The organism is Pseudomonas sp. PLB05 (assembly GCF_021106615.1).
Taxonomy (GTDB): domain Bacteria; phylum Pseudomonadota; class Gammaproteobacteria; order Pseudomonadales; family Pseudomonadaceae; genus Chryseomonas; species Chryseomonas benzopyrenica.
On sequence record NZ_JAJOHO010000002.1, the window covers coordinates 890,688 to 911,115 of the forward strand.

Here is a 20,428-nt window from a genome sequence, read left to right on the forward strand (position 1 = left end):
GCAGTTCGTGCGGCGCCTGTCCTAGAACAATCCCAATTGCTCCCCCGGCGGGGCGAACTGGCTGCAATCCAGGCCCTCGCCCTCGCGGCGCTCCAGGCCGAAACGCCGGCGTGCCAGGCGAAAGCGCTGGGCCAGGAGCTCGGCGAACTGGCCTTCGCCCTTCATGCGGATGCCGAAGCGACTGTCGTAGTTCTTGCCGCCACGCGACTGCCGGATCAGGCTCATCACATGGGCGGCGCGTTCGGGGAAGTGGGTCTGCAACCACTCCTCGAACAGGTCGGCGATCTCCAGTGGCAGCCGCAACAACGCATAGCCGGCCGAGCGGGCACCGTGGTCGCGGGCCGCTTCCAGCAGGGCCTCCAGTTCATGGTCGTTGATCATGGGAATCATCGGCGCCAGCAGGGCACTCACCGGCACCCCGTGCTCGTGCAGGGTACGCATGGCGCGCAAGCGGGCCTGGGGCGCCGCGGTGCGGGGTTCGAGGACGCGCTTGATGTCATCGTCCAGCGTGGTGAGGCTGAAGGCGACGCGGACCAGATTGCGCTCGGCGAGCTGCACGAAGAGATCCAGGTCGCGCAGGATCAGCGCGCTCTTGGTGATGATCGTCACCGGATGGCGATAGCGCAGCAGGATCTCCAGCGCCTGGCGGGTCAGCTGGTACTGCCGCTCGATAGGCTGGTAGCCGTCGGTATTGATGCCCAGGGCAATGGGCTGCGGCTGATAGCCCGGCTTGCACAGTTCCGCCTCCAGGCGCTCCGCCAGATTGGTCTTGGCGATCAGCTTCGTCTCGAAGTCGATCCCTGGCGACAGATCCCAATAGGCATGGGAGGGCCGGGCGAAGCAATAGATGCAGCCATGCTCGCAGCCGCGATAGGGATTCACCGAGCGATCGAAGCCCACGTCCGGCGACTGATTGCGACTGATGACGGTCTTCGCCGTTTCCTGACGGACGCTGGTGGTGAAGGTCAGCGGCGTCGCCTCTTCGTACCAGCCGTCGTACTCGGCCTCGCTACGGGTAGCGGCAAAGCGATTGTGCGGATTGCTGGCGGTGCCACGACCCCGTGGTGGGCGCTGGGGCTGGGTCATATGGAGGCCTCGAAAGCTGTATCTTTGTACAGTATAAGGCCTGAGGGATTGGGGCAAGGGTGCAGCGGTCGGGTGGACTGTAGGAACGGCTATCAACGAGTCCAGTCGGCGCGAGCGGCGGCCACCCGGGCCGCCGCCGAAACTGCGCCCTACAACACCGAGATCGGATAGTTGAGGATGATGCGGTTCTCGTCGAAGGAGCCGCTGGCACTGTAGTCGCGTCTCATGCTGGAGTTGCGCCAGCGGATCAGCAGTTTCTTCAGCGGACCGCTCTGCACCTCGTATTGCACCTCGGACTCGCGACCCCATTCCTTGCCGTCGGTGATGCTGCCGGTGTGCACGTTGTCGCCGCTGATGTAGCGGTTCATCAGGGTCAGGCCCGGCACGCCGAAGGCGGCGAAGTTGTGGTCGTAGCGCACCTGCCAGGAGCGTTCCCGGGCGTTGTCGTAGCTGGAGTTGTAGCTGTCGTTACCTAGGGTGCCGCCACTGGTGCCGTTGACTCTCATCCAGGCGCTGTCGCCGCTGACGCGCTGCAGGCCGACATAGAAGGTGCCGCCGCCCTGCTTGGCCGAGAGCAGCGCATAGGCGGTGCGGTTGTCCAGGGCACCGGCGCGGGCCGAGCCGTCGTCGTCGCCGATGAAGTAGCCGAGGTTGGCGCCCAGGGTCCAGCTGCCCACTGGCTGGTAGTGGATCAGGTTGATGAACTTCTGGTTGTAGATGTCTTCGAGCTGGGCGTACCAGAGGCCGATCTGGGTACGCTTCTCGTTGAACTTGTATTCGCCGCCGACGTAGTTGAAGCGGTCGGAGGTGGCATTGGCGCGGCCCTGCATGAACATGTCTTCCATGCTGGCGTCGTTGCGCGGACTGTTCTGGCGCATCTGGCCGCCCCAGAGTTCCAGGTTCTGGATCTCGGTGGAGTGGATCTGCGCGCCCTGGAAGGTCTGCGGCAGCGAGCGGCCGTCGTCGGATCTGAGGATCGGCAGCACGGCGAACCACTCGCCGACCTTGATATCGGTCTTGGAGACCTTGGCCTTGGCCGCCACCGCCAGGCGACCGAAGTCCTTGGCGGGCTCGTTGCCGGCATGGGTCGGTAGCAGCTGGGTGCCGTAGGTGCCGGCGCCGCCGTCGAGCTTGACCGAATAGAGGCCCAGGGCATCGATGCCGAAGCCCACCGGGCCCTGGGTGTAGCCCGAGGTCAGGCCGAAGATGAAGCTCTGGGTCCATTCCTCGGCCTTGTTCTGCGCGGTGTAGGCCGGATCGACGAAGTTGCGATTGAAGTAGAAGTTGCGCAGGTTGAGATTGGCCTTGGTGCCTTCGATGAAGCCGTCCGCGGCCCACAGCGGCGTGGTGCTGGCCAGGGCGGCGAAGGCGGCGCAGGCACGGGCGAGCCGGCCGGAAGCGAGTCGAGTGCTCATGGTGTTCCTTGTTCTTGTCGGTAAGGGGTGCCCTGCCGGCGCGGGGGCGGCATCTGACGAGGGCGGGTAGGACGGTGGCGCGAGGTACGGCTAGGAGGGTGCAGGCGACATGAGGGATTCCTTTCTTATTTGAATTATCGGAAAGCTAGGGCCGACGCATTCGGCTGAATAGTTATATGACAACGTATGTCTTGCGGCAAGGCTACCAAGGTAGCAGGGCGGAGCCCTCGCCAGGCGAGGGCTCGCGAGGGGTCAGACGCTGGCCTTGAGGCTGTCCTGACGGGCCGTGTCATAGGCGTGCTTGTCCATCTGCACGGCGCCCGGCTTGCCCAGGTCGCTCATGGGCACCCGGTAGGTTTCCGGCGACAGATAGGCCGCCAGGGCCGACAGGCAGGTCACGCCGAAGGCCAGGCCACCGACCACCAGCCAGATGTTGTCGGTGCCGGGCGGGGCGACCAGGGTGAACAGCGCCGGCAGCATGGCGGTGAACATGGTGCCGATGTTCTGGGCGATGGCCATGGCCGAGACGCGATAGCGGGTCTGGAACTGCTCCGGGTAGAAGCTGGGGAACACCGCGTTGTAGCCCTGGTAGACCACGCCCCACATCAGCAGCGACATGAGGAAGGCCAGCGGCAGGTTGTGGATGCTGATGGCATAGAGGTAACCGAAGGCCAACAGACCCGACCCCAGGGCACCGCCGATCATGGTCGGCCGCCGCCCGATGCGGTCGGAGAGGTTGCCGACGAAGGGGATCACCAGCACCGCGACGATGTTGCCCACCACCGGTATCCACAGATAGACGCTCTTGTCGAAGCCGATGCCGTAGGCCGGCTGCACCGCATAGGCGGCGCCGAAGATGGTGGCCACCACCGGGATGACGTTCATCAGCGCCATCAGGGCCACCAGGATCATGGCCTTCCAGCTGGTGGTCAGGGCTTCGCCGATGGGCGAGCGTCTGGCCACGGCGGCGGTCTCGGCCTTGGCTTCTTCCTTGACGAAGGCGGGCGTCTCATGGACTTCCCGGCGGATGATGAAACCGGCCAGCAGGACGAAGGCGCTGAGCAGGAAGGGGATGCGCCAGCCCCAGCTGTTGAAGGCATCGGCGGGCATGAAGTAGGCCAGCGGCAGGAAGATCGCCGCAGCCAGTACCTGACCGGCCTGGACGCCCTGCAGGGTAAAGCTCGCATAGTAGCCGCGCCGCCCGAAGGGCGCGTGTTCGAGCACCATGGAGCTGGCCCCGGAGATCTCGCCGGCCACGGCGAAGCCCTGGATCAGGCGCAGCACCACCAGCAGGATGGGGGCGAGGATACCGATCTGGTGGTAGGTGGGCAGCAGGCCCACGGCCATGGTGGCGATGCCCATGAGGAACATGCACAGCAGCAGGACGTTCTTGCGGCCGCGGGTATCGCCCCAATGACCGAGTACGAAGGCGCCGACCGGCCGCGCCAGATAGCCCACGCCATAGGTGGCGAGGGAGGCGACGATGGCCATCTTGGGATCGCTGGAGGGGAAGAAGATCTGCGGAAAGATCAGCGCCGCCGCCTGGGCGTAGATGAAGAAATCGTAGTATTCCAGTGCCGAGCCGATCCAGCCGCTGGCAGTGGCTTTCTTGGCTTGGGAGCCGGGGGTGGGGGAGGCGGTAGTGGCCATGGTTGTCTCCGGAATTTTATTGTCAGGCCAGGAGGGTTTCAGCGCCGCGCACGAACTCGCTCGGGCAGCGGGAGCCGAAGATGGAAAGGACGGGAAGACCTAGCCTGGCCGTCGCCGACCGAGCACGGTGGGGCTGCAGACGAGACGGGGGGCGCAGGATAACGTGGATAGCGGGGGCATGGACGCACACTCTTGTTTGTCTTGTTATGGTCGACGCGGCGGAAGCGACGAGCGCTGGGCTCTGCGATCCATAGTGCGAGGCGCCGCTGGGGCGGGTCAATTCGCCAGATGACCAAATGTTCGATCAGCGAACAGAAACTAACCAGTTCGTACATAATCCATTGTTGGGCCGTGCGGTGCCACGAATAATCGGTGCCAGACCCTAACGAATACCGGTCACTCCGCCAGTAGCATGCGCGGTGGCCGTCAACCTAGGAGCACCGGCATGCAGCGTTCCATCGCGACCGTATCCATCAGTGGCACCCTGACCGAGAAGCTCGAGGCCATCGCCGCGGCGGGCTTCGACGGTGTGGAGATCTTCGAGAACGACCTGCTGTATTCCGGCGCCAGTCCGCGGGAGATCCGCCAGCGCGCCCAGGACCTGGGACTGGCCATCACCCTGTTCCAACCGTTCCGCGACTTCGAAGGCAATCGCCGCGAGCGCCTGCAGCGCAATCTCGACCGCGCCGAGCGCAAGTTCGACCTCATGCAGGAACTGGGTACCGACCTCATCCTGGTGTGCAGCAACACCGCCGCTGACAGCCTCGGCGACGAACGCCTGATCGCCGACGACCTGCAGCTGCTGGCCGAACGCGCCGCCCCGCGCGGCCTGCGCATCGGCTACGAAGCCCTCGCCTGGGGACGCCACGTCAACACCTGGCAGCAGGTCTGGCGCCTGGTGAAGGCGGTCGACCATCCCAATCTCGGCGTGCTGCTCGACAGCTTCCACACCCTGTCCATCGGCGGTGATCCGGCGGGCATCGCCCAGATCCCCGGGGACAAGATCTTTTTCGTGCAGATGGCCGATGCGCCGCTGCTGCAGATGGACGTGCTGGAGTGGAGTCGGCATTTCCGCTGCTTCCCGGGGCAGGGTGAATTCGATTTGGCCGGTTTTCTCGCGCCCATCCTGCAGACCGGCTACCAGGGGCCGCTGTCGCTGGAGATCTTCAACGACGGTTTCCGCGCCGCCCAGACCCGCGCCACCGCCGCCGATGGCCTGAGGTCTTTGCTCTATCTGGAAGAGCAGACCGCCGCGCGGCTGCAGCGCGACGAGACCCCGGTGGTGGCGCCGCTGTTCGCTCCACCCGAGGCACCGCGCCTGGAAGGCACCGAATTCCTCGAATTCGCCGTGGACGACGGCCATGGCGCCGAACTGGCGCGCTGGCTGGGCAAGCTGGGCTTCGCCCAGGCCGGGCGGCACCGTTCGAAGAACGTCACCCTGTTGCGCCAGGGCGAGATCAACCTGGTGCTCAACGCCGAACCCTATTCCTTCGGCCACAACTTCTTCGAGGCCCATGGCCCTTCGCTGTGCGCCATGGCGCTACGGGTGCCCGACAGCCAGGCCGCCCTGGAGCGTGCCCAGCAGTACCGGGCGCAGCCCTATCGCGGCCTGGTCGGCCCCAACGAGCGGGAGATCCCGGCGGTGCGGGCGCCGGACGGCAGCCTGATCTATCTTGCCGATCGCGCGGATGGCCGCAGCCTCTATGACACCGACTTCGATGTCAGCGCCGGCGCCAGCGGTGGCCTCGGGCTGACCCATGTCGATCACGTGGCCATCGCTCTGCCCGCCGATGCCCTGGACAGCTGGGTGCTGTTCTACAAGAGCCTGTTCGACTTCAGCGCCGACGACGAGGTGGTGGTGCCGGATCCCTATGGCCTGGTCAAGAGCCGCGCGTTGAAGAATCGCCAGAGCAGCGTGCGCCTGGCGCTGAACATCTCGGAGAATCGCAACACCGCCATCGCCCGGGCGCTGTCCAGCTATCGCGGCTCGGGGGTGCACCACATTGCCTTCGCCTGCCAGGACATCTTCCAGGCGGTGGAGCAGGCCAAGGCCGCCGGGGTGCCCCTGCTGGAGATCCCAATGAACTACTACGACGACCTGGGGGCGCGCTTCGATTTCGACGACGACTTCCTCAGTCGCCTGGCCTACTACAACGTGCTCTACGACCGTGACGCCCAGGGTGGCGAGCTGTTCCACGTCTATACCGAGTCCTTCGCCGACCGATTCTTCTTCGAAATCCTCCAGCGCAAGGATTACAGTGGCTACGGCGCCGCCAACAGCCCGGTCCGCCTGGCGGCCATGCTGCAGGCCCGCCAGGGTCGCCCGGCGCCCCTGGAATTCTGAGCCAGGCGGGTACCTGTGGGTACCCGCGTCTCTCCCCAGCCAAGAGTCAGACCCGATGCAGGACACCCCGGCGCTCGCGCCCGCGCTCCGTACGCCGCGCAAGAACAATCCCGAAAAGACCCGCCAGGCCATCCTGGCCGCCGCCGTGGCCGAGTTCGCCGATCTGGGCCTGAGCGGTGCGCGGGTGGACGCCATCGCCGAGCGCACCCATACCTCCAAGCGGATGATCTACTACTACTTCGGCAGCAAGGAGCAGCTCTACCTGACGGTGCTGGAAAAGCTCTACAGCGACGTGCGTGGCAACGAGGCCGAATTGCCACTGGACCGCCTGCCGCCGCTGGAGGCGATCCGCACCCTGGCGGAGTTTCTCTTCGAGCACCACCGCAGCCACGACGACTTCATCCGCGTGGTGAGCATCGAGAACATCCACCGCGGTCGTCACCTGGCGCAGTCGGAGACCATCTCCAGCCTCAACTCCTCGGCCCTAGAAGCCCTGCGCCGCATCCTGGTGCGCGGCGAAGCCAGCGGTGACATCCGCAGCGGTCTTGATGCCGTGGATGTGCACCTGCTGATGTGTTCGTTCTGCTTCTACCGCGTCTCCAACCGCCACACCTTCGGCCGCATCCACGACATCGACATGGAAGCACCGGCGGTGTTGCGGCGGCACAAGACCATGATCGGCGATGCGATGGTGCGCTACCTGCAGCCGTAGGACATCTGCGCGACCCTCACCCCAACCCTCTCCCAGAGGGAGAGGGGGCGCCCGAGCAATCTTCTATCGGAGAGAGTAAGCCTCGTAGGTTGGGTTGAGACGGCTCCATCGTCGAAGCCCAACGCTCCTGGATGTCTGGTGTTGGGCTTCGCTGCGCTCAACCCAACCTACGGGCACGGAATCCAGCCGCCCCCTCTCCCCTAGGGAGAGGGCTGGGGTGAGGGCAAACCCAGGCACCCCAGCCTCGTATGTTGGGTTGAGACGGCTTCATCGTCGAAGCCCAACGCTGCTGGATATCTGGCGTTGGGCTTCGCTGCGCTCAACCCAACCTACGGGGCACGGAATCCAGCCGCCCCCTCTCCCCTCGGGAGAGGGCTGGGGTGAGGGCAAACCCAGGCACCCTACCCTCGTAGGTTGGGTTGAGACGGCTTCATCGTCGAAGCCCAACATTGCTGGATGTCCCGCGTTGGGCTTCGCTGCGTTCAATCCAACCTACAAAGCATAGAGTCCAACCAACCCCCTCTCCCTCTGGGAGAGGGCTGGGGTGAGGGCAAACCCAGGCACCCCAGCAAACCCTTAGAGCACCGGCATCCCGCCCGTCACCGGCAGCATGGCGCCAGAGATGTAGCTGCCTTCGTCCGAAGCCAGCAACACATAGGCCGGCGCCAGTTCCACCGGTTGGCCAGGCCGACCCAGGGGCGTGCTGCTACCGAATTGCTCCGGCTCGTCCGGCTTCATGGTGCTGACGATCAGCGGCGTCCAGATCGGGCCGGGGGCGACGCTGTTGGCACGGATGCCTTTCTCGCCGAGCAACTGCGCCAGACCGGCGGTGAAGTTGGCGATGGCGCCCTTGGTGGCCGAATAGGCCAGCAGGGTCGGCGGGGCGATGTCGGCGTTGATCGAGGCGGTGTTGATGATGGAGCCGCCGCGCGGCATGTGCTTCACCGCCGCCTGGGTGATGCGGAACATCCCATGGATGTTCACGTTGAAGGTATGCACCCATTCCTCATCGGGAATCTCGTCGAGGCTGTCGCGCACCTGTTGGAAGGCGGCGTTGTTGACCAGCACGTCGATGTGGCCAAAGGCCTCCACGGTTTTTTGCACCACGTCCAGGCAGGTCTGGCGCTCGGCCAGATCGCCGGGCAAGAGCACGGCCTGGCGACCCGCCTCGGTGACCAGGCGGGCGGTCTCCTGGGCATCCTCGTGCTCGTCCAGGTAGGCGATGGCGACATCGGCGCCTTCCCGGGCGAAGGCGATGGCCACGGCGCGGCCGATACCACTGTCGGCACCGGTGATCAGGGTCTTCTTGCCTGCCAGGCGACCCGAGCCGCGGTAGGTCTCGGCGCCGCTGTCGGGCTGCGGATCCATGCGCGCTTCGGAGCCGGGAAAGGTCTGGGGTTGGGGTTTGAGGGGTGGCTTGGGATGTTCGCTCACGAGAGGACTCCGAATGCAGACGAGAAGGGCGACCCCGGCGCGTGCCGGGGTGCGCGGGGCGCTTAGAGGATCGGCTTGCCGCCGGTGACGGCGATGCGCGCGCCCGAGGTGTAGCTGGATTCGTCCGAGGCCAGCATCACATAGACCGGCGCCAGCTCCACCGGCTGGCCGGGGCGGCCCAGCGGGGTGTTGCCACCGAATTCCTTGACCTGCTCCGGTGGCATGGTGGCAGGGATCAGCGGGGTCCAGATGGGGCCGGGAGCCACGCTGTTGGCGCGGATACCCTTCTCGCCGAGCAGCTGCGCCAGGCCTGCGGTGAAGTTGGCGATGGCGCCCTTGGTGGTGGCATAGGCCAGCAGCGTCGGCCGCGGCATGTCCGAGTTCACCGAGGTGGTGTTGATGATGGAGCCACCCTGGCCCATGTGCTTTAGCGCGGCCTGGGTGATGCGAAACATGGCGGTGATGTTCACATCGAAGGTGTAGACCCACTCGTCGTCGGGAATCTCTTCGAGGGTCTCGTGGGTCATCTGGAAGGCGGCGTTGTTGACCAGCACATCGATGCGGCCAAAGGCGGCCACGGTCTGGTCCACCACCGCCAGGCACTGCTCGCGCTTGGACAGGCAGCCCGGCAGCAACAGGGCTTCGCGGCCGGCTTCGCGCACCAGGCGGGCGGTGTCCTCGGCGTCTTCGTGTTCGTTCAGGTAGCTGATGGCGACATCGGCGCCCTCGCGAGCAAAGGCGATGGCTACGGCGCGGCCGATGCCACTGTCGCCACCGGTGATCAGCGCCTTCTTGCCGGTCAGGCGGCCGGAGCCCTTGTAGCTCTGTTCACCACAATCCGGGACCGGATTCATGCGCGATTGCAGGCCGGGAACCTCTTGCTGCTGTTCCGGCATGGGGGATTTGGGGAAATCGGTCATGGGAGAATCCTCGTCGCTCTTGAAACGTTTGCGGGCCTGTCAGTACCGACAGGCCACAAGCGGCGAGGGTTCTAGATCCGGGACGGGCGGTGTAGTCGAACTAGCGCGGTGCGGGTTCCGCCCAGCGTGGCGGTGCGGTGGGCTGCCAGGCGGCGAGGGCGTCCAGCAGGGCGGTCGGCGAGTCTTCCACCTGTAGCATGGCGCGATGCGGCGCGGCGACGAAGCCCTGGGCCACCAGGTGATCGAGGAAGCCCTCCAGCTGGGCATAGAAGCCGTCGACCTCCAGCAGCCCCATGGGTTTGGCATGGTAGCCGAGCTGGCCCCAGGTCCAGACCTCGAAGAGTTCTTCCAGAGTACCCAGGCCACCGGGAAGGGCGATGAAGGCATCGGCCAGCTCCGCCATGCGCGCCTTGCGCGCATGCATGCCGTCGACCACTTCCAGACGCGTGCAGCCGGTATGGCCCAGCTCGGCGGTCTTGAGACTCTGGGGAATGATGCCGATCACCTCGCCACCGGCGGCCAGGGCAGCATCCGCGACCACACCCATCAGGCCGACCTTGCCACCGCCGTAGACCAGGGTGAGGCCACGCTCGGCGAGGGTACGACCCAGGTGGGCGGCCGCTTCGGTGAAGACGGGCGAGGCGCCGGGCTTGGCGCCACAGAAGACACAGACGGTTTTCAGCGACATGGAGACTCCTAGGCAGGCAAAACGCCTAGCCTAGCTGCCCGCCACGCGCGATCAAAGCACCGTCATCGCGCGAGAGAAGCCTCTTCCGGCGCATTGCCGCTGGCGGCCTGGGCATAGCTGGCGAACAACTCGTGCAGCAGGGCGGTAAGGGTCATGGCGGGCGTCCTTGGCTGGCGGATAATGAGGGAGATAGTACCCAGAGGTAAGGCCCGACGACCCGGCAAAGGTTTCGATGGAGGCGATAGAGCGGAGCGGCTCCCTTGCCATGATCGCTGGAACCCGCCACCCTCGCATCGGTCTGACTGGCGACTTTTACGCATCCGGAGGGTTCATGAAATCCACGCTTTTTGCCGCCGCTTTGTTCGCCCTGGGAAGTACCGGCGCCTGGGCCGCCGACAGCTGTACCACCCAGATCGAAGCCGGCGACCAGATGACCTACAGCCGCGCCTCGATCCAGGTCCCGGCCTCGTGCAAGACCTTTACCGTCGAGCTGATCCACAACGGCAGCCTGCCCAAGAACGTCATGGGCCACAACTGGGTCCTGACCCGCGCCACCGACGCCTCGGCCGTCGACGCCGCGGGCATGAGCGCTGGGGAGGCCAAGGGCTATCTGCCCGAGGGCGACGAACGCGTCATTGCCCACACCCGCATGCTGGGCGGTGGCGAGAAGGACGCGGTGACCTTCGATACCGGCGTTCTGGAAGCGGGCAAGGAGTACACCTTCTTCTGTTCCTTCCCGGGGCATTTCGGGTCCATGCGTGGGGTATTGCAGCGGGGGTAGGGGGAAGGTTGGGATGTAGCGGGTTGACCGTTGCAGCCCGACTTCTTCGGCAGGAGACGCCTGTAGGTTGGGTTGAGCTTTAGCGAAGCCCAACGTCTTTGAAGTTGGTTGCCCTAGCTGTTTATTGGCCTTGCTGATGCCCCTGTTTCGCCTGGCCGGCGACTTACTTTTCTTTGCTTGTGCAAAGAAAAGTAAGCAAAAGAAAGCACACCCCACGTTTCGGCCCTGCGCTGCGCTTCGGGTCCCCTCGCCCCGGCGCCGTGGCGGGGGCACGGCACGAAGGGGCATCCTGCCCCTCGCGCCTTGCTCGGCTTCCTGCCTCGCAACCCCCGCCACGACACCGGAGCTCGGCCTCACTGACGGGGGCGGGGTGCCAGCCTGAAACTGTGGTGTTTAGATAGTCGCAGCGTTTTCTACTGGCGCGTAACGCCGAACCCTGTGGCTAAGGCTTTGCCGTTGTCCACGCTACGGCTCTTCAACCAACACTTGCAGGCTTGCGAAATCGCCCCGTTCAGGAGGGCGAACGCCAGCGTTGTGGAGTGGGTCGAGCCGCATGGATGCGGCGAGAGGTCTAACGGGCCATGGACGGCCCGTGTAGGCCGACCCCGGAACGGCGCTGGCGTGAGCGTATCCGAAGCGCAGCGTAGGGCCGGATGTCCGGGGCAAGCGTTTTGGCTTACTTTTGTCCGGGGCGCGCAGCCGCGACTGGCAAAAGTGACTCGCTCGGGAGAGCGAAACAAGAAGTGCCAGCAAAACTCGATAATCAGCTAGGACACCAAGATTGAAGGTTGACCCTAACACCGTTGGGCTTCGCTAACGCTCAACCCAACCTACGAATCAGGTCACGCCTCGCCATTTACCGGCAGGGCAGCTTCAGCCCTTGGCCAATTCCTTCTCGATGGCCTCCACCAACCGCGGATCATCCGCCGTCACGTCGGGCGCGAAACGACCCACTACCTCGCCATTGCGCCCGATCAGGAATTTCTCGAAATTCCACAGCACCTCGGGCTTGGGATTGGGAGTACCACCCCGACTCAGCATGCGCTCGCGGAAGGGGCCGTCGCCGGTGGCCTCGGGCTGCGCCTGGGTCAGTTCGGCATAGAGCGGATGCTGGTCTTCACCCACTACGCTGAGCTTGGCGAACAGCGGAAATTGCACGCCGTAGGTGAGGGTGCAGAATTCCTTGATCTCGGCGTCGCTGCCGGGCTCCTGCTGCTTGAAGTTGTTGGCGGGAAAACCGAGCACTTCCAGGCCGCGCTCGCGTTGGGCCTCGTAGAGGCGTTCCAGACCTTCGTACTGGCTGGTGAGGCCGCACTTGGAGGCGACGTTCACCACCAGCAGCACCTTGCCCAGGTAGCGTTCCAGGGTCAGGGTTTCGCCGTCGATGGATTGCAGCGGGAGTTTCATCAGGGTCGCGGTCATGGTCGGCTTCCTCGGAAAGAAGCGACCAGCCTAGCGCAAAAACGCCGCCTCGATGGGCGGCGCCTGTCGGTCGAGTGGGGCTCAGCGCTTGAGCTTGACCACGTCGCCGGAAACGGTGGTGGTGTAGCCATTCAGGACCCAGGCCCAGAACCAGTTTTCCTGCACCTGGGTGTTGATCAGGGCATCGCCGCCGCGGGATTTGATGGCGGCCTGCTGGGCGCGCACGAAGCGATCGTTCTGCTGGATCGGGATGATCTGGAACAGCATGATACCGGTAGCCTTGCCTTCGCCATGACCGACGACGGTGTACTGCGACGGATCCAGGTTCTGCGTCTTCATCGCGGTGCCGGTGCAGCCGGCGACGGCGGCGGCGAGGGCGAAGGAAGCGGCGAGCTTGGCGAAACGTTGCATGGGGTGACTCCTTTTCTGGTTGGCAGCGTCGGGCATCGTTTCCCGACGGGACGCACTCTAGCAGCGCCGGGCACGACGGAAATACCGTTCGCCCCGGCGATAGAACCGCTCCTCCCAAGGTCCCAGGGTTATCAGGTGATAGCGCCTCGATCTAAGCCCAGGCGGCCCGAGCTGCTACCATCGCCCGCCTCTCGTCCGGCGGCCGCGCCGGGCGCCGTTCTGGAGACCTCGTGTGAATCTGCCTCTCGTCCTCAACCTCGTCGCCTTCGCCGTGCTGCTCGGCCTGCTGGCGCGTACCCGCAACACCGGCTGGAGCCTGGCCGTGCGCGTCTTCATCGGCCTCGCCCTGGGCGTGGCCTTCGGCCTGGTGCTGCAACTCGTCTACGGGCATGACGCCCCGGTGCTCAAGACCTCCATCGGCTGGTTCAACCTGGTCGGCAACGGCTATGTGCAGCTGCTGCAGATGAGCATCATGCCGCTGGTGTTCGCCTCCATCCTGGCCGCCGTGGCGCGGTTGCGCGAGGCTTCTTCCATGGGTCGCATCAGCCTGCTGACTCTGGGCACCCTGCTGTTCACCACCGCCATCGCCGCCCTGGTCGGGGTGCTGGTCACCTGGCTGTTCGGCCTGAGCGCCGAGGGCCTGGTGCAGGGCGTCCAGGAGACCGCACGTCTGACCACCCTGCAGAACAGCTATGTCGGCAAGGTGGCGGACCTGTCGGTGCCCCAGTTGCTGCTGTCCTTCATTCCGAAGAATCCCTTCGCCGATCTCACGGGCGCCAGTCCCACCTCCATCATCAGCGTGGTGATCTTCGCCGCCTTCCTCGGCGTCGCCGCCTTGCGCCTGCAGCGCGACGATCCGGTCCGTGGCGAGAAGGTGCTGGCCGGCATCGACGTGCTCCAGGCCTGGGTGATGAAGCTGGTACGCCTGCTGCTGCAACTGACCCCCTATGGCGTGCTGGCGCTGATGACCAAGATGGTCGCCACCGCCAGCCCCCAGGACGTGCTCAAGCTGGGCACCTTCCTGATCGCCTCCTACCTGGGCCTGGCCATCCTCTTCGGCGTGCATGCGCTGCTGCTGACCCTGAGCGGCCTGTCGCCAGCGCGCTTCTTTCCCAAGGTCTGGCCGGTGCTGAGCTTCGCCTTCACCAGCCGCTCCAGCGCGGCGACCATCCCGCTGAACATCGAGGCCCAGACCGAGCGCCTCGGCGTGCCGCCGGCCATCGCCAGCTTCGCCGCCTCCTTTGGCGCCACCATCGGCCAGAACGGCTGCGCCGGTCTCTATCCGGCCATGCTGGCGGTGATGATCGCGCCCACCATGGGCATCGATCCCTTCGATCCGCTGTGGATCGCCACGCTCGTGGGCATCGTCACCCTGAGTTCGGCGGGTGTGGCGGGCGTAGGTGGCGGTGCCACCTTCGCCGCCCTGATCGTGCTGCCGGCCCTGGGCCTGCCGGTCACCCTGGTGGCGCTGCTAGTGTCCATCGAGCCCCTGATCGACATGGGCCGCACCGCGCTCAACGTCAACGGCTCCATGACCGCCGGCACCCTGACCGCGCGCTGGATGGGCCAGCTGGACAAGGCCGCCTATGATCGGGACGACCGAGCGGAAGTGATGGTGGGACGTGGTTAGATTAAATTTTTGGATCTAACTTCAGTTATGAAGTGATCCTCAGTCTGCTGATTTCTTAGAAATTATTGTTCAGGGCTGTGAATATACCGAAGCCTCGATAAAGTAAGTCGGGCTTCGGTTAATTTTGGGGTTAAGTTGTTTCGAGCTTGAACTCTTGGCCGTCTCTTACTTTTTCTAAAAGTGATTTCAAAGCTGCTGAGTATCTATGGTCTTGTACTCGGCTGCCACTCATGATGGCGCAGTGATAAATATTGTCAAATGATTTAAGATCAGTGCCGGTCATGTTTCTCACATGTTCTATAAGTTTGTTTGCATCGTGCCAGCCTTTGTAGCCCAACGCTTTCCCTAAGGCACTCAGTGTGAATGGGTAGTTAATGTTGAATGCTGTTCCGTCACCGGCATTTGCTATGCCATAAAGCTTTGCAAGTTCACCGTCGTTTTCGGTAACTTTTCCAAGTATAGAGTAGTCAACCTGTACGGGATTTTTGGGGATGTCTGATCTTACTAGTTTGTATGTTCTGGCTAGTAGAGATCTAAGAAGTTTTGGATTGACATGCTCTAAAGCACTATTCGAGGAAAAGGCATCGAATACCCAAGAGAAGTCTGTTGCTGTAATGCTCTTGATTCTAACACTTTTATTGTTAATGGTCGGGATTATACGCTCTCTAATCGGGTAGGAACTGGTTGGAGTCTCTTTTTTCCATTCCAAAATATAGATATTTGGTATTAGTTCGTTTTTTTCTGAGAGGATTTCATCTATGTCGGCGAGTATTGACCTGATATTTGGATCTTCAGCGCTATAGCCCACAAAAAGAAGAGGATGCTCGGCAAAATAAGTTAATAGCTTTGCGCTCAAATATTTCTTTTTATTTACAAAGTCATCGTAGTCGTCTTTTGTAATGTTGATGCTCATTGGTATCGAAGAGCACCCATGGATTTTGAATATCTCCCCTATGCTTGCATGGCTGGTTCTTAATATTTTTTGGCCAATAATTGGCTCGAAGAGTGGAAATATTAGTTCTAGTAAACGGTCGTAGTTTGTTGTTATGACGGAGTGGGGTCTAATGGATTTTAATTTTTCTATCTCTCTTGTTTTTTCTTGAGATAAACTTTTAATGTCTTCCGGTAGTATTTCCTCGAAAAAACGACTGACCTTGTACTTGAAATAAGACTCTGGTGGTACTGAGGGCTCAAAAAGTTCGGCGGGGAACTCGGTTTCCCCTACTTCCCAAGCCCAGTCGTTAAATTTTTCTGAAAAAATACTGCCTATCTCAATGTTGTCGTTGAATTTTTGTTTGTAGTATGCGAATTTTTTATCAATCAATGGGCATTGCTTCGAGAGTTCTATCAAAAGCTCTTCCCAGTTTGGGCAGTCGATATAACGCTTTGATAGACCTGATCCAATAAAAAGTATTGGCTGGCACCCCATGTTTTCCAGGCAGCTTTTTATGTCTTCTGTTACGTCCTTTTTGTACTTTTCATAATTGTCTTCCATGTTTCTCTCCGGTTTTGGATGTCTAAGGGCTTAACTATAGCTCGCAGTAGCCACTCATGCAGCCATCATGACGCCCAGAATGTAGGCCACTAGGTTCTGCCAGGAAAACACCTGGCCGAATACTAGATGACCGAGGATGGTGTGGCGTAGCTCCACAAGCCAAGGCGCCTGCCAAGCTTGAGGACTTCAATACCCCAAACCGAGGCCAGGGCGAGCATCAGGCGCTGCCGCAGGGGCCTGAGCGGCAGCAGCAGTCCCCCGCCGAAGAACACCATGGTCGCCCAGAGCATGTCGCTAGGGTATTTGCCGGACAGCGTGACCGCCTAGGGTCGGCGTGAATTTAGGCCCAGGATGATGCAGCTCAACACGCCCACCAAGGCGAGCAGACGCCGACGCACGGCTGATGAGCCGGTCAGCGCAAGATGGTCGTGCATGCGGGTCCCTCCGCGAGGTGCCGTCCCTAGAACAGGAAATACCGCTGCGCCATCGGCAGCACCTCGGCCGGTTCGCACCAGAGCAGCTGGCCGTCGGCCTTGACCTGGTAGTTCTGCGGATCGACCTCGATGGTGGGCAGATAGTCGTTGTGGATGAGGTCGCTCTTCTGCGCGGTGCGGCAGCCCTTCACCACGCCGATGCGCTTCTTCAGCCCCAGTTGCTCGGGCACCCCGGCCTCGAAGGCGGCCTGGCTGATGAAGGTCAGGCTGGTGTCGTGGAGCATACCGGCGTAGCTGCCGAACATGGGGCGGTAGTGCACCGGTTGCGGGGTGGGGATGGAGGCGTTGGCGTCGCCCATCAGACTGGCCGCAATGGCGCCGCCCTTGAGGATCAGGGTCGGCTTGACGCCAAAGAAGGCCGGGCGCCAGAGCACCAGGTCGGCGAACTTGCCCACCTCGATGGAACCCACCTCGTGGCTGATGCCATGGGTGATCGCCGGGTTGATGGTGTACTTGGCGATGTAGCGCTTGACCCGGAAGTTATCGTTGCCAGCGCCATCCTCGGGCAGCGGGCCGCGCTGCTTCTTCATCTTGTCGGCGGTCTGCCAGGTGCGGGTGATGACCTCGCCGACACGGCCCATGGCCTGGCTGTCGGAGCTGATCATGGCGAAGGCGCCGAGGTCGTGGAGGATGTCCTCGGCGGCAATGGTTTCGCGGCGGATGCGGCTCTCGGCAAAGGCCACGTCCTCGGCGATGCTCGGGTCCAGGTGATGGCAGACCATGAGCATGTCCAGATGCTCGTCGATGGTGTTGCGAGTGAAGGGCCGCGTCGGATTGGTTGAGCTGGGCAGCACGTTGGAGAAGCCGCAGGCCTTGATGATGTCCGGCGCGTGGCCGCCGCCGGCGCCCTCGGTGTGATAGGTGTGGATGGTGCGACCCTTGAACGCGCCCAGGGTGGTCTCGACGAAGCCGGATTCGTTGAGGGTATCGGTGTGGATGGCCACCTGGATGTCGAAGCGATCGGCCACTGCCAGGCAGTTGTCGATGGCGGCGGGGGTGGTGCCCCAGTCTTCGTGCAGCTTGAGACCTATGGCGCCAGCGCGCACCTGCTCTTCCAGCGGCCCGGGCAGACTGGCGTTGCCCTTGCCGGTGAAGCCGATGTTCATGGGGAAGGCATCGGCGGCCTTGAGCATCTGCGCCATGTGCCAGGGACCGGGGGTCACGGTGGTGGCATAGGTGCCGGTGGCCGGGCCAGTGCCGCCGCCGATCATGGTGGTGGTGCCACTCATGAGCGCCTCTTCGATCTGCTGTGGGCAGATGAAGTGGATGTGGGAGTCGATGCCACCGGCGGTGAGGATCATGCCCTCGCCGGCGATGACCTCGGTGGCGGCGCCGATGGGCACGCTGACGCCGGGCTGGATGTCCGGGTTGCCGGCCTTGCCGATGGCGTGGATGCGGCCCTGCTTGAGGCCGACATCGGCCTTGACGATGCCCCAGTGATCGACGATCAGGGCGTTGGTGATGACGGTGTCGACCACCTCGGCCGCCAGCAGCTGGCTCTGGCCCATGCCGTCGCGGATGACCTTGCCGCCACCGAATTTCACTTCTTCGCCGTAGACGGTGTGGTCTTCTTCGACCTCGATCCAGAGCTCGGTATCGGCCAGGCGCACCCGGTCGCCGGTGGTGGGACCGAACATGTCGGCATAGGCTTGGCGGGAGATTTTCATAGGCGTTGATCCCGAATAAAGGTGGTCCGGTTGGCCCTCACCCCGACTCTCTCCCGGAGGGAGAGGGAGACGAGCGGGAGCTCGGTGTCTGTTCTTGAGCCCCCTCTCCCCTTGGGAGAGGGTTGGGGTGAGGGAGCGCGTAAAAGGCGAAGAGCCGGAGTACCCCTACAGCTTCCCCATCACCCGCCCGGCGAAGCCGTAGACGGTGCGCAGGCCGGCCAACTCGACCAGCTCCACCTCGCGACTCTGTCCCGGCTCGAAGCGCACGGCGGTGCCGGCGGCGATGTTCAGGCGCATGCCACGGGACAGGGCGCGGTCGAACACCAGGGCGTCGTTGGTTTCGTGGAAGTGGTAGTGGGAGCCCACCTGGATCGGCCGGTCGCCGCTGTTGGCGACGGTCAGGCTGAGAGTACGGCGGCCGGCGTTGAGCTCGATGTCGCCGTCCTGGATCTGGTATTCGCCGGGGATCATGGGCGCTGCTCCAGCATCAGTTGCATGAAGGTGAGGTCCAGCCAGCGTCCGAACTTGATGCCGACCTGGGGCATCTGCCCGGTGGTGAGGAAACCCAGGCGTTCGTGCAGGCGAATGGACGCCTGGTTGCCGCTCTCGATGGCGGCCACCATTACGTGCTTGTCACAGGCGCGGGCGCGTTCGATGAGCGCTGTCATCAAGCGCGGCCCGATGCCCTGGCCGCGCTGGTCGGGGTGGATGTAGACCGAGTGCTCGACGGTGTGGCGAAAGCCCTCGAAGGGCCGCCAGTCGCCAAAGGAGGCATAGCCCACCACCGCGCCGTCGGCATTCTCGGCGACCAGGATGGGGTAGCCCTGGGTGGCGCGCAGGTCGAACCAGGCCTGGCGGTTGGTCAGGTCCACCGGGGTCTCGTTCCAGATCGCCGTGGTGTTGCTGACGGCGTCGTTGTAGATGTGCAGCACGGCCGGCAGGTCGGCAGGCGTGGCGTCGCGGACGATCAGACTCATGGCGGTCTCCCTAGGCGATCGGCTGATGGACGGTGACCAGCTTGGTCCCGTCGGGGAAGGTGGCTTCCACCTGGATCTCCGGAATCATCTCCGGAACGCCTTCCATCACCTGGTCGCGGGTCAGCAGGGTGGTGCCGTAGTGCATCAGCTCAGCCACGGTGCGACCGTCACGGGCGCCTTCGAGCAGGGCGGCTGAGATCAGCGCCATGGCTTCCGGGTAGTTGAGCTTCACCCCACGCGCCAGGCGGCGTTCGGCCACCAGGCCGGCGGTGAAGATGAGCAGCTTGTCTTTTTCGCGGGGCGTCAGGTCCATGGGTGTTCCGGTTGGCAGATGCGGTCTAGGAAAGTCGGTCGATCATCGCGGCCATGGGCCGCGCCTACAAGAGTGTCGCGGCCTCAGGTGCTCCAGATCCGTGGCGGCATGGCCACGCGGCCGAGCAGGGCCGGGCGCAGCAGGCGCCAGACCTCGATCAGCCAGGCGCGGGCCTGCAGGGATTCGGCGGCCAGGCAGCGGGCGACCACCAGGCCGGGCAGCTGGGTCAGGTCGCCGCGTACCGGCAGGGCGAGGTCGCGGCAGCGCGCCAGGGTGTCGGCGTCCAGGGTGCCGGTGATCAACAAGGTAGCGAACACCGGCTGACCGGCCAGGCCGATGGGCGAGTCGAGCAGCCGATCCGCGCCGACCAGGCGTTGGCGCTCATGCCACAGCGGAGTGCCGTCGCGGCGGATGTCCAGGTGCGCCTGGAACAGCCCCTCGGTGAAGCGCTCGGCACTGGCTGGGCGGCCCAGGGCGACGATGTCCCAGTAGCAGAGGCGGGCGTCGCCTGCCAGCTCGATACGGGTGGCGAGATGGGCCTGGGCGCCGGAGAAGACGATGGTCTCCTGGGGTAGCCATTCCAGGGTAGCGCCGGCGGCGACGCGCAGCTCGATCTGCTGATGCGCTGCGCTGTCGGCGCGATACCACTTGGCCGCCCCGGGGCTGGTGAGCTGGGCCCAGGCGTTCTCGCCGACGCTGACGTCGATGTCCAGCCGATCGCCCCCAGCGATGCCGCCCGGTGGATGGACGATGATGTGCTGGCAGACCTCGGGACCTTCGGCGTGCAGATGTTTCTGCACCCGCAAGGGGCCGACGTGGCGGCGGGTGGTCGGCCGGGTCCAGTCGCCCTGGCGGGCATAGGCCAGCTCCAGGCGCGCCAGCCAGGCGGGGGTGAAGAGGGCAGGAGGCAGAGCAGAGGTCATCGGGGGTTGGTCGTTGTTTTGGTTGGGCCGTTTGGGGAGGGCCTTGCAAGAATCTGACCGGGTGAG

The 20,428-nt window shown here is 63.7% G+C and carries 18 protein-coding genes and 1 pseudogene; 4 read left to right on the plus strand and 15 right to left on the minus strand.

Going from position 1 to position 20,428, the window contains the following annotated elements; genetic code table 11:
- Positions 1–21: 21 nt before the first annotated feature.
- From LRS53_RS10795 to LRS53_RS10805, 3 genes are all read right to left on the minus strand, one after another.
- Positions 22–1,086: a PA0069 family radical SAM protein gene (locus LRS53_RS10795; protein ID WP_231355868.1), complete on the minus strand. Its 1,065-nt coding sequence runs from the start codon at positions 1,084–1,086 to the stop codon at positions 22–24.
- 149 nt (positions 1,087–1,235) lie between these two features.
- A complete protein-coding gene (locus tag LRS53_RS10800; protein ID WP_173147018.1) occupies positions 1,236–2,501 on the minus strand; it encodes an OprD family porin in 1,266 nt (421 codons plus the stop codon).
- 252 nt (positions 2,502–2,753) lie between these two features.
- Positions 2,754–4,151, minus strand: a complete 1,398-nt coding sequence (locus LRS53_RS10805) for an MFS transporter (protein WP_064307553.1) — start codon at positions 4,149–4,151, stop codon at positions 2,754–2,756.
- 445 nt (positions 4,152–4,596) lie between these two features.
- On the opposite strand from LRS53_RS10805, the gene quiC reads away from it, so the two are divergent.
- Together quiC and LRS53_RS10815 are read left to right on the plus strand one after the other, a co-directional pair.
- Complete coding sequence (quiC, locus tag LRS53_RS10810; RefSeq protein WP_231355869.1) at positions 4,597–6,495, plus strand: 3-dehydroshikimate dehydratase QuiC; 1,899 nt, start codon at positions 4,597–4,599, stop codon at positions 6,493–6,495.
- Between the two features lie 55 nt (positions 6,496–6,550).
- The gene (locus LRS53_RS10815; RefSeq protein ID WP_017642644.1) at positions 6,551–7,207 is read left to right on the plus strand and encodes a TetR/AcrR family transcriptional regulator; all 657 of its coding nucleotides are present in this window, start codon (positions 6,551–6,553) and stop codon (positions 7,205–7,207) included.
- 576 nt (positions 7,208–7,783) lie between these two features.
- Here LRS53_RS10815 and LRS53_RS10820 read toward each other — a convergent pair.
- The 3 genes from LRS53_RS10820 to LRS53_RS10830 all read right to left on the minus strand — a co-directional run bounded on the left by LRS53_RS10820 (position 7,784) and on the right by LRS53_RS10830 (position 10,249).
- Positions 7,784–8,641, minus strand: a complete 858-nt coding sequence (locus LRS53_RS10820; protein WP_231355870.1) for an SDR family oxidoreductase — start codon at positions 8,639–8,641, stop codon at positions 7,784–7,786.
- Positions 8,642–8,703: 62 nt separating this feature from the next.
- Positions 8,704–9,561, minus strand: a complete 858-nt coding sequence (locus LRS53_RS10825) for an SDR family oxidoreductase (RefSeq protein ID WP_173150180.1) — start codon at positions 9,559–9,561, stop codon at positions 8,704–8,706.
- A gap of 100 nt (positions 9,562–9,661) precedes the next feature.
- The gene (locus LRS53_RS10830) at positions 9,662–10,249 is read right to left on the minus strand and encodes a TIGR00730 family Rossman fold protein (RefSeq protein WP_231355871.1); all 588 of its coding nucleotides are present in this window, start codon (positions 10,247–10,249) and stop codon (positions 9,662–9,664) included.
- Positions 10,250–10,580: 331 nt separating this feature from the next.
- On the opposite strand from LRS53_RS10830, the gene azu reads away from it, so the two are divergent.
- A complete protein-coding gene (azu, locus tag LRS53_RS10835) occupies positions 10,581–11,030 on the plus strand; it encodes an azurin (RefSeq protein WP_173150176.1) in 450 nt (149 codons plus the stop codon).
- 873 nt (positions 11,031–11,903) lie between these two features.
- On the opposite strand, the gene LRS53_RS10840 is transcribed toward azu, so the two are convergent.
- Both LRS53_RS10840 and LRS53_RS10845 read right to left on the minus strand, forming a co-directional pair.
- Positions 11,904–12,452, minus strand: coding sequence for a glutathione peroxidase (locus LRS53_RS10840; protein ID WP_231355872.1), 549 nt, complete (start codon positions 12,450–12,452; stop codon positions 11,904–11,906).
- An 81-nt stretch (positions 12,453–12,533) separates the two neighbouring features.
- The gene (locus LRS53_RS10845) at positions 12,534–12,863 is read right to left on the minus strand and encodes a hypothetical protein (RefSeq protein WP_093256472.1); all 330 of its coding nucleotides are present in this window, start codon (positions 12,861–12,863) and stop codon (positions 12,534–12,536) included.
- 232 nt (positions 12,864–13,095) lie between these two features.
- On the opposite strand from LRS53_RS10845, the gene LRS53_RS10850 reads away from it, so the two are divergent.
- Positions 13,096–14,493: an L-cystine transporter gene (locus LRS53_RS10850; protein WP_231355873.1), complete on the plus strand. Its 1,398-nt coding sequence runs from the start codon at positions 13,096–13,098 to the stop codon at positions 14,491–14,493.
- A gap of 130 nt (positions 14,494–14,623) precedes the next feature.
- On the opposite strand, the gene LRS53_RS10855 is transcribed toward LRS53_RS10850, so the two are convergent.
- The 7 genes and pseudogenes from LRS53_RS10855 to LRS53_RS10880 form a co-directional block, all read right to left on the minus strand.
- Complete coding sequence (locus LRS53_RS10855) at positions 14,624–15,988, minus strand: SIR2 family protein (RefSeq protein WP_231355874.1); 1,365 nt, start codon at positions 15,986–15,988, stop codon at positions 14,624–14,626.
- Positions 15,989–16,042: 54 nt separating this feature from the next.
- Positions 16,043–16,156 (minus strand): annotated as a pseudogene (locus LRS53_RS23895) (DUF2809 domain-containing protein); the annotation flags it as partial.
- Between the two features lie 292 nt (positions 16,157–16,448).
- Complete coding sequence (gene ureC / locus LRS53_RS10860; RefSeq protein ID WP_231355875.1) at positions 16,449–18,149, minus strand: urease subunit alpha; 1,701 nt, start codon at positions 18,147–18,149, stop codon at positions 16,449–16,451.
- A gap of 165 nt (positions 18,150–18,314) precedes the next feature.
- Positions 18,315–18,620, minus strand: a complete 306-nt coding sequence (locus LRS53_RS10865) for an urease subunit beta (RefSeq protein WP_160923973.1) — start codon at positions 18,618–18,620, stop codon at positions 18,315–18,317.
- Positions 18,617–19,126: a GNAT family N-acetyltransferase gene (locus LRS53_RS10870; RefSeq protein ID WP_231355876.1), complete on the minus strand. Its 510-nt coding sequence runs from the start codon at positions 19,124–19,126 to the stop codon at positions 18,617–18,619. The genes LRS53_RS10865 and LRS53_RS10870 overlap by 4 nt, the downstream gene beginning before the upstream one ends.
- A 10-nt stretch (positions 19,127–19,136) precedes the next feature.
- Positions 19,137–19,439, minus strand: coding sequence for an urease subunit gamma (ureA, locus tag LRS53_RS10875; RefSeq protein WP_007162996.1), 303 nt, complete (start codon positions 19,437–19,439; stop codon positions 19,137–19,139).
- A gap of 83 nt (positions 19,440–19,522) precedes the next feature.
- A complete protein-coding gene (locus tag LRS53_RS10880; RefSeq protein WP_231355877.1) occupies positions 19,523–20,362 on the minus strand; it encodes an urease accessory protein UreD in 840 nt (279 codons plus the stop codon).
- Positions 20,363–20,428 lie beyond the last annotated feature (66 nt).

Excerpts from the sequence above, each read along its gene's own strand:
- LRS53_RS10800 (WP_173147018.1), bottom strand. The coding sequence starts at position 2,501 with ATGAGCACTCGACTCGCTTCCGGCCGGCTCGCCCGTGCCTGCGCCGCC.
- LRS53_RS10880 (WP_231355877.1), bottom strand. The coding sequence starts at position 20,362 with ATGACCTCTGCTCTGCCTCCTGCCCTCTTCACCCCCGCCTGGCTGGCG.
- LRS53_RS10840 (WP_231355872.1), bottom strand. The coding sequence starts at position 12,452 with ATGACCGCGACCCTGATGAAACTCCCGCTGCAATCCATCGACGGCGAA.
- azu (WP_173150176.1), top strand. The coding sequence starts at position 10,581 with ATGAAATCCACGCTTTTTGCCGCCGCTTTGTTCGCCCTGGGAAGTACC.
- LRS53_RS10805 (WP_064307553.1), bottom strand. The coding sequence starts at position 4,151 with ATGGCCACTACCGCCTCCCCCACCCCCGGCTCCCAAGCCAAGAAAGCC.
- LRS53_RS10870 (WP_231355876.1), bottom strand. The coding sequence starts at position 19,126 with ATGAGTCTGATCGTCCGCGACGCCACGCCTGCCGACCTGCCGGCCGTG.
- LRS53_RS10830 (WP_231355871.1), bottom strand. The coding sequence starts at position 10,249 with ATGTCGCTGAAAACCGTCTGTGTCTTCTGTGGCGCCAAGCCCGGCGCC.
- ureA (WP_007162996.1), bottom strand. The coding sequence starts at position 19,439 with ATGGACCTGACGCCCCGCGAAAAAGACAAGCTGCTCATCTTCACCGCC.
- quiC (WP_231355869.1), top strand. The coding sequence starts at position 4,597 with ATGCAGCGTTCCATCGCGACCGTATCCATCAGTGGCACCCTGACCGAG.
- LRS53_RS10855 (WP_231355874.1), bottom strand. The coding sequence starts at position 15,988 with ATGGAAGACAATTATGAAAAGTACAAAAAGGACGTAACAGAAGACATA.
- LRS53_RS10795 (WP_231355868.1), bottom strand. The coding sequence starts at position 1,086 with ATGACCCAGCCCCAGCGCCCACCACGGGGTCGTGGCACCGCCAGCAAT.
- LRS53_RS10815 (WP_017642644.1), top strand. The coding sequence starts at position 6,551 with ATGCAGGACACCCCGGCGCTCGCGCCCGCGCTCCGTACGCCGCGCAAG.
- LRS53_RS10845 (WP_093256472.1), bottom strand. The coding sequence starts at position 12,863 with ATGCAACGTTTCGCCAAGCTCGCCGCTTCCTTCGCCCTCGCCGCCGCC.
- ureC (WP_231355875.1), bottom strand. The coding sequence starts at position 18,149 with ATGAAAATCTCCCGCCAAGCCTATGCCGACATGTTCGGTCCCACCACC.
- LRS53_RS10825 (WP_173150180.1), bottom strand. The coding sequence starts at position 9,561 with ATGACCGATTTCCCCAAATCCCCCATGCCGGAACAGCAGCAAGAGGTT.
- LRS53_RS10865 (WP_160923973.1), bottom strand. The coding sequence starts at position 18,620 with ATGATCCCCGGCGAATACCAGATCCAGGACGGCGACATCGAGCTCAAC.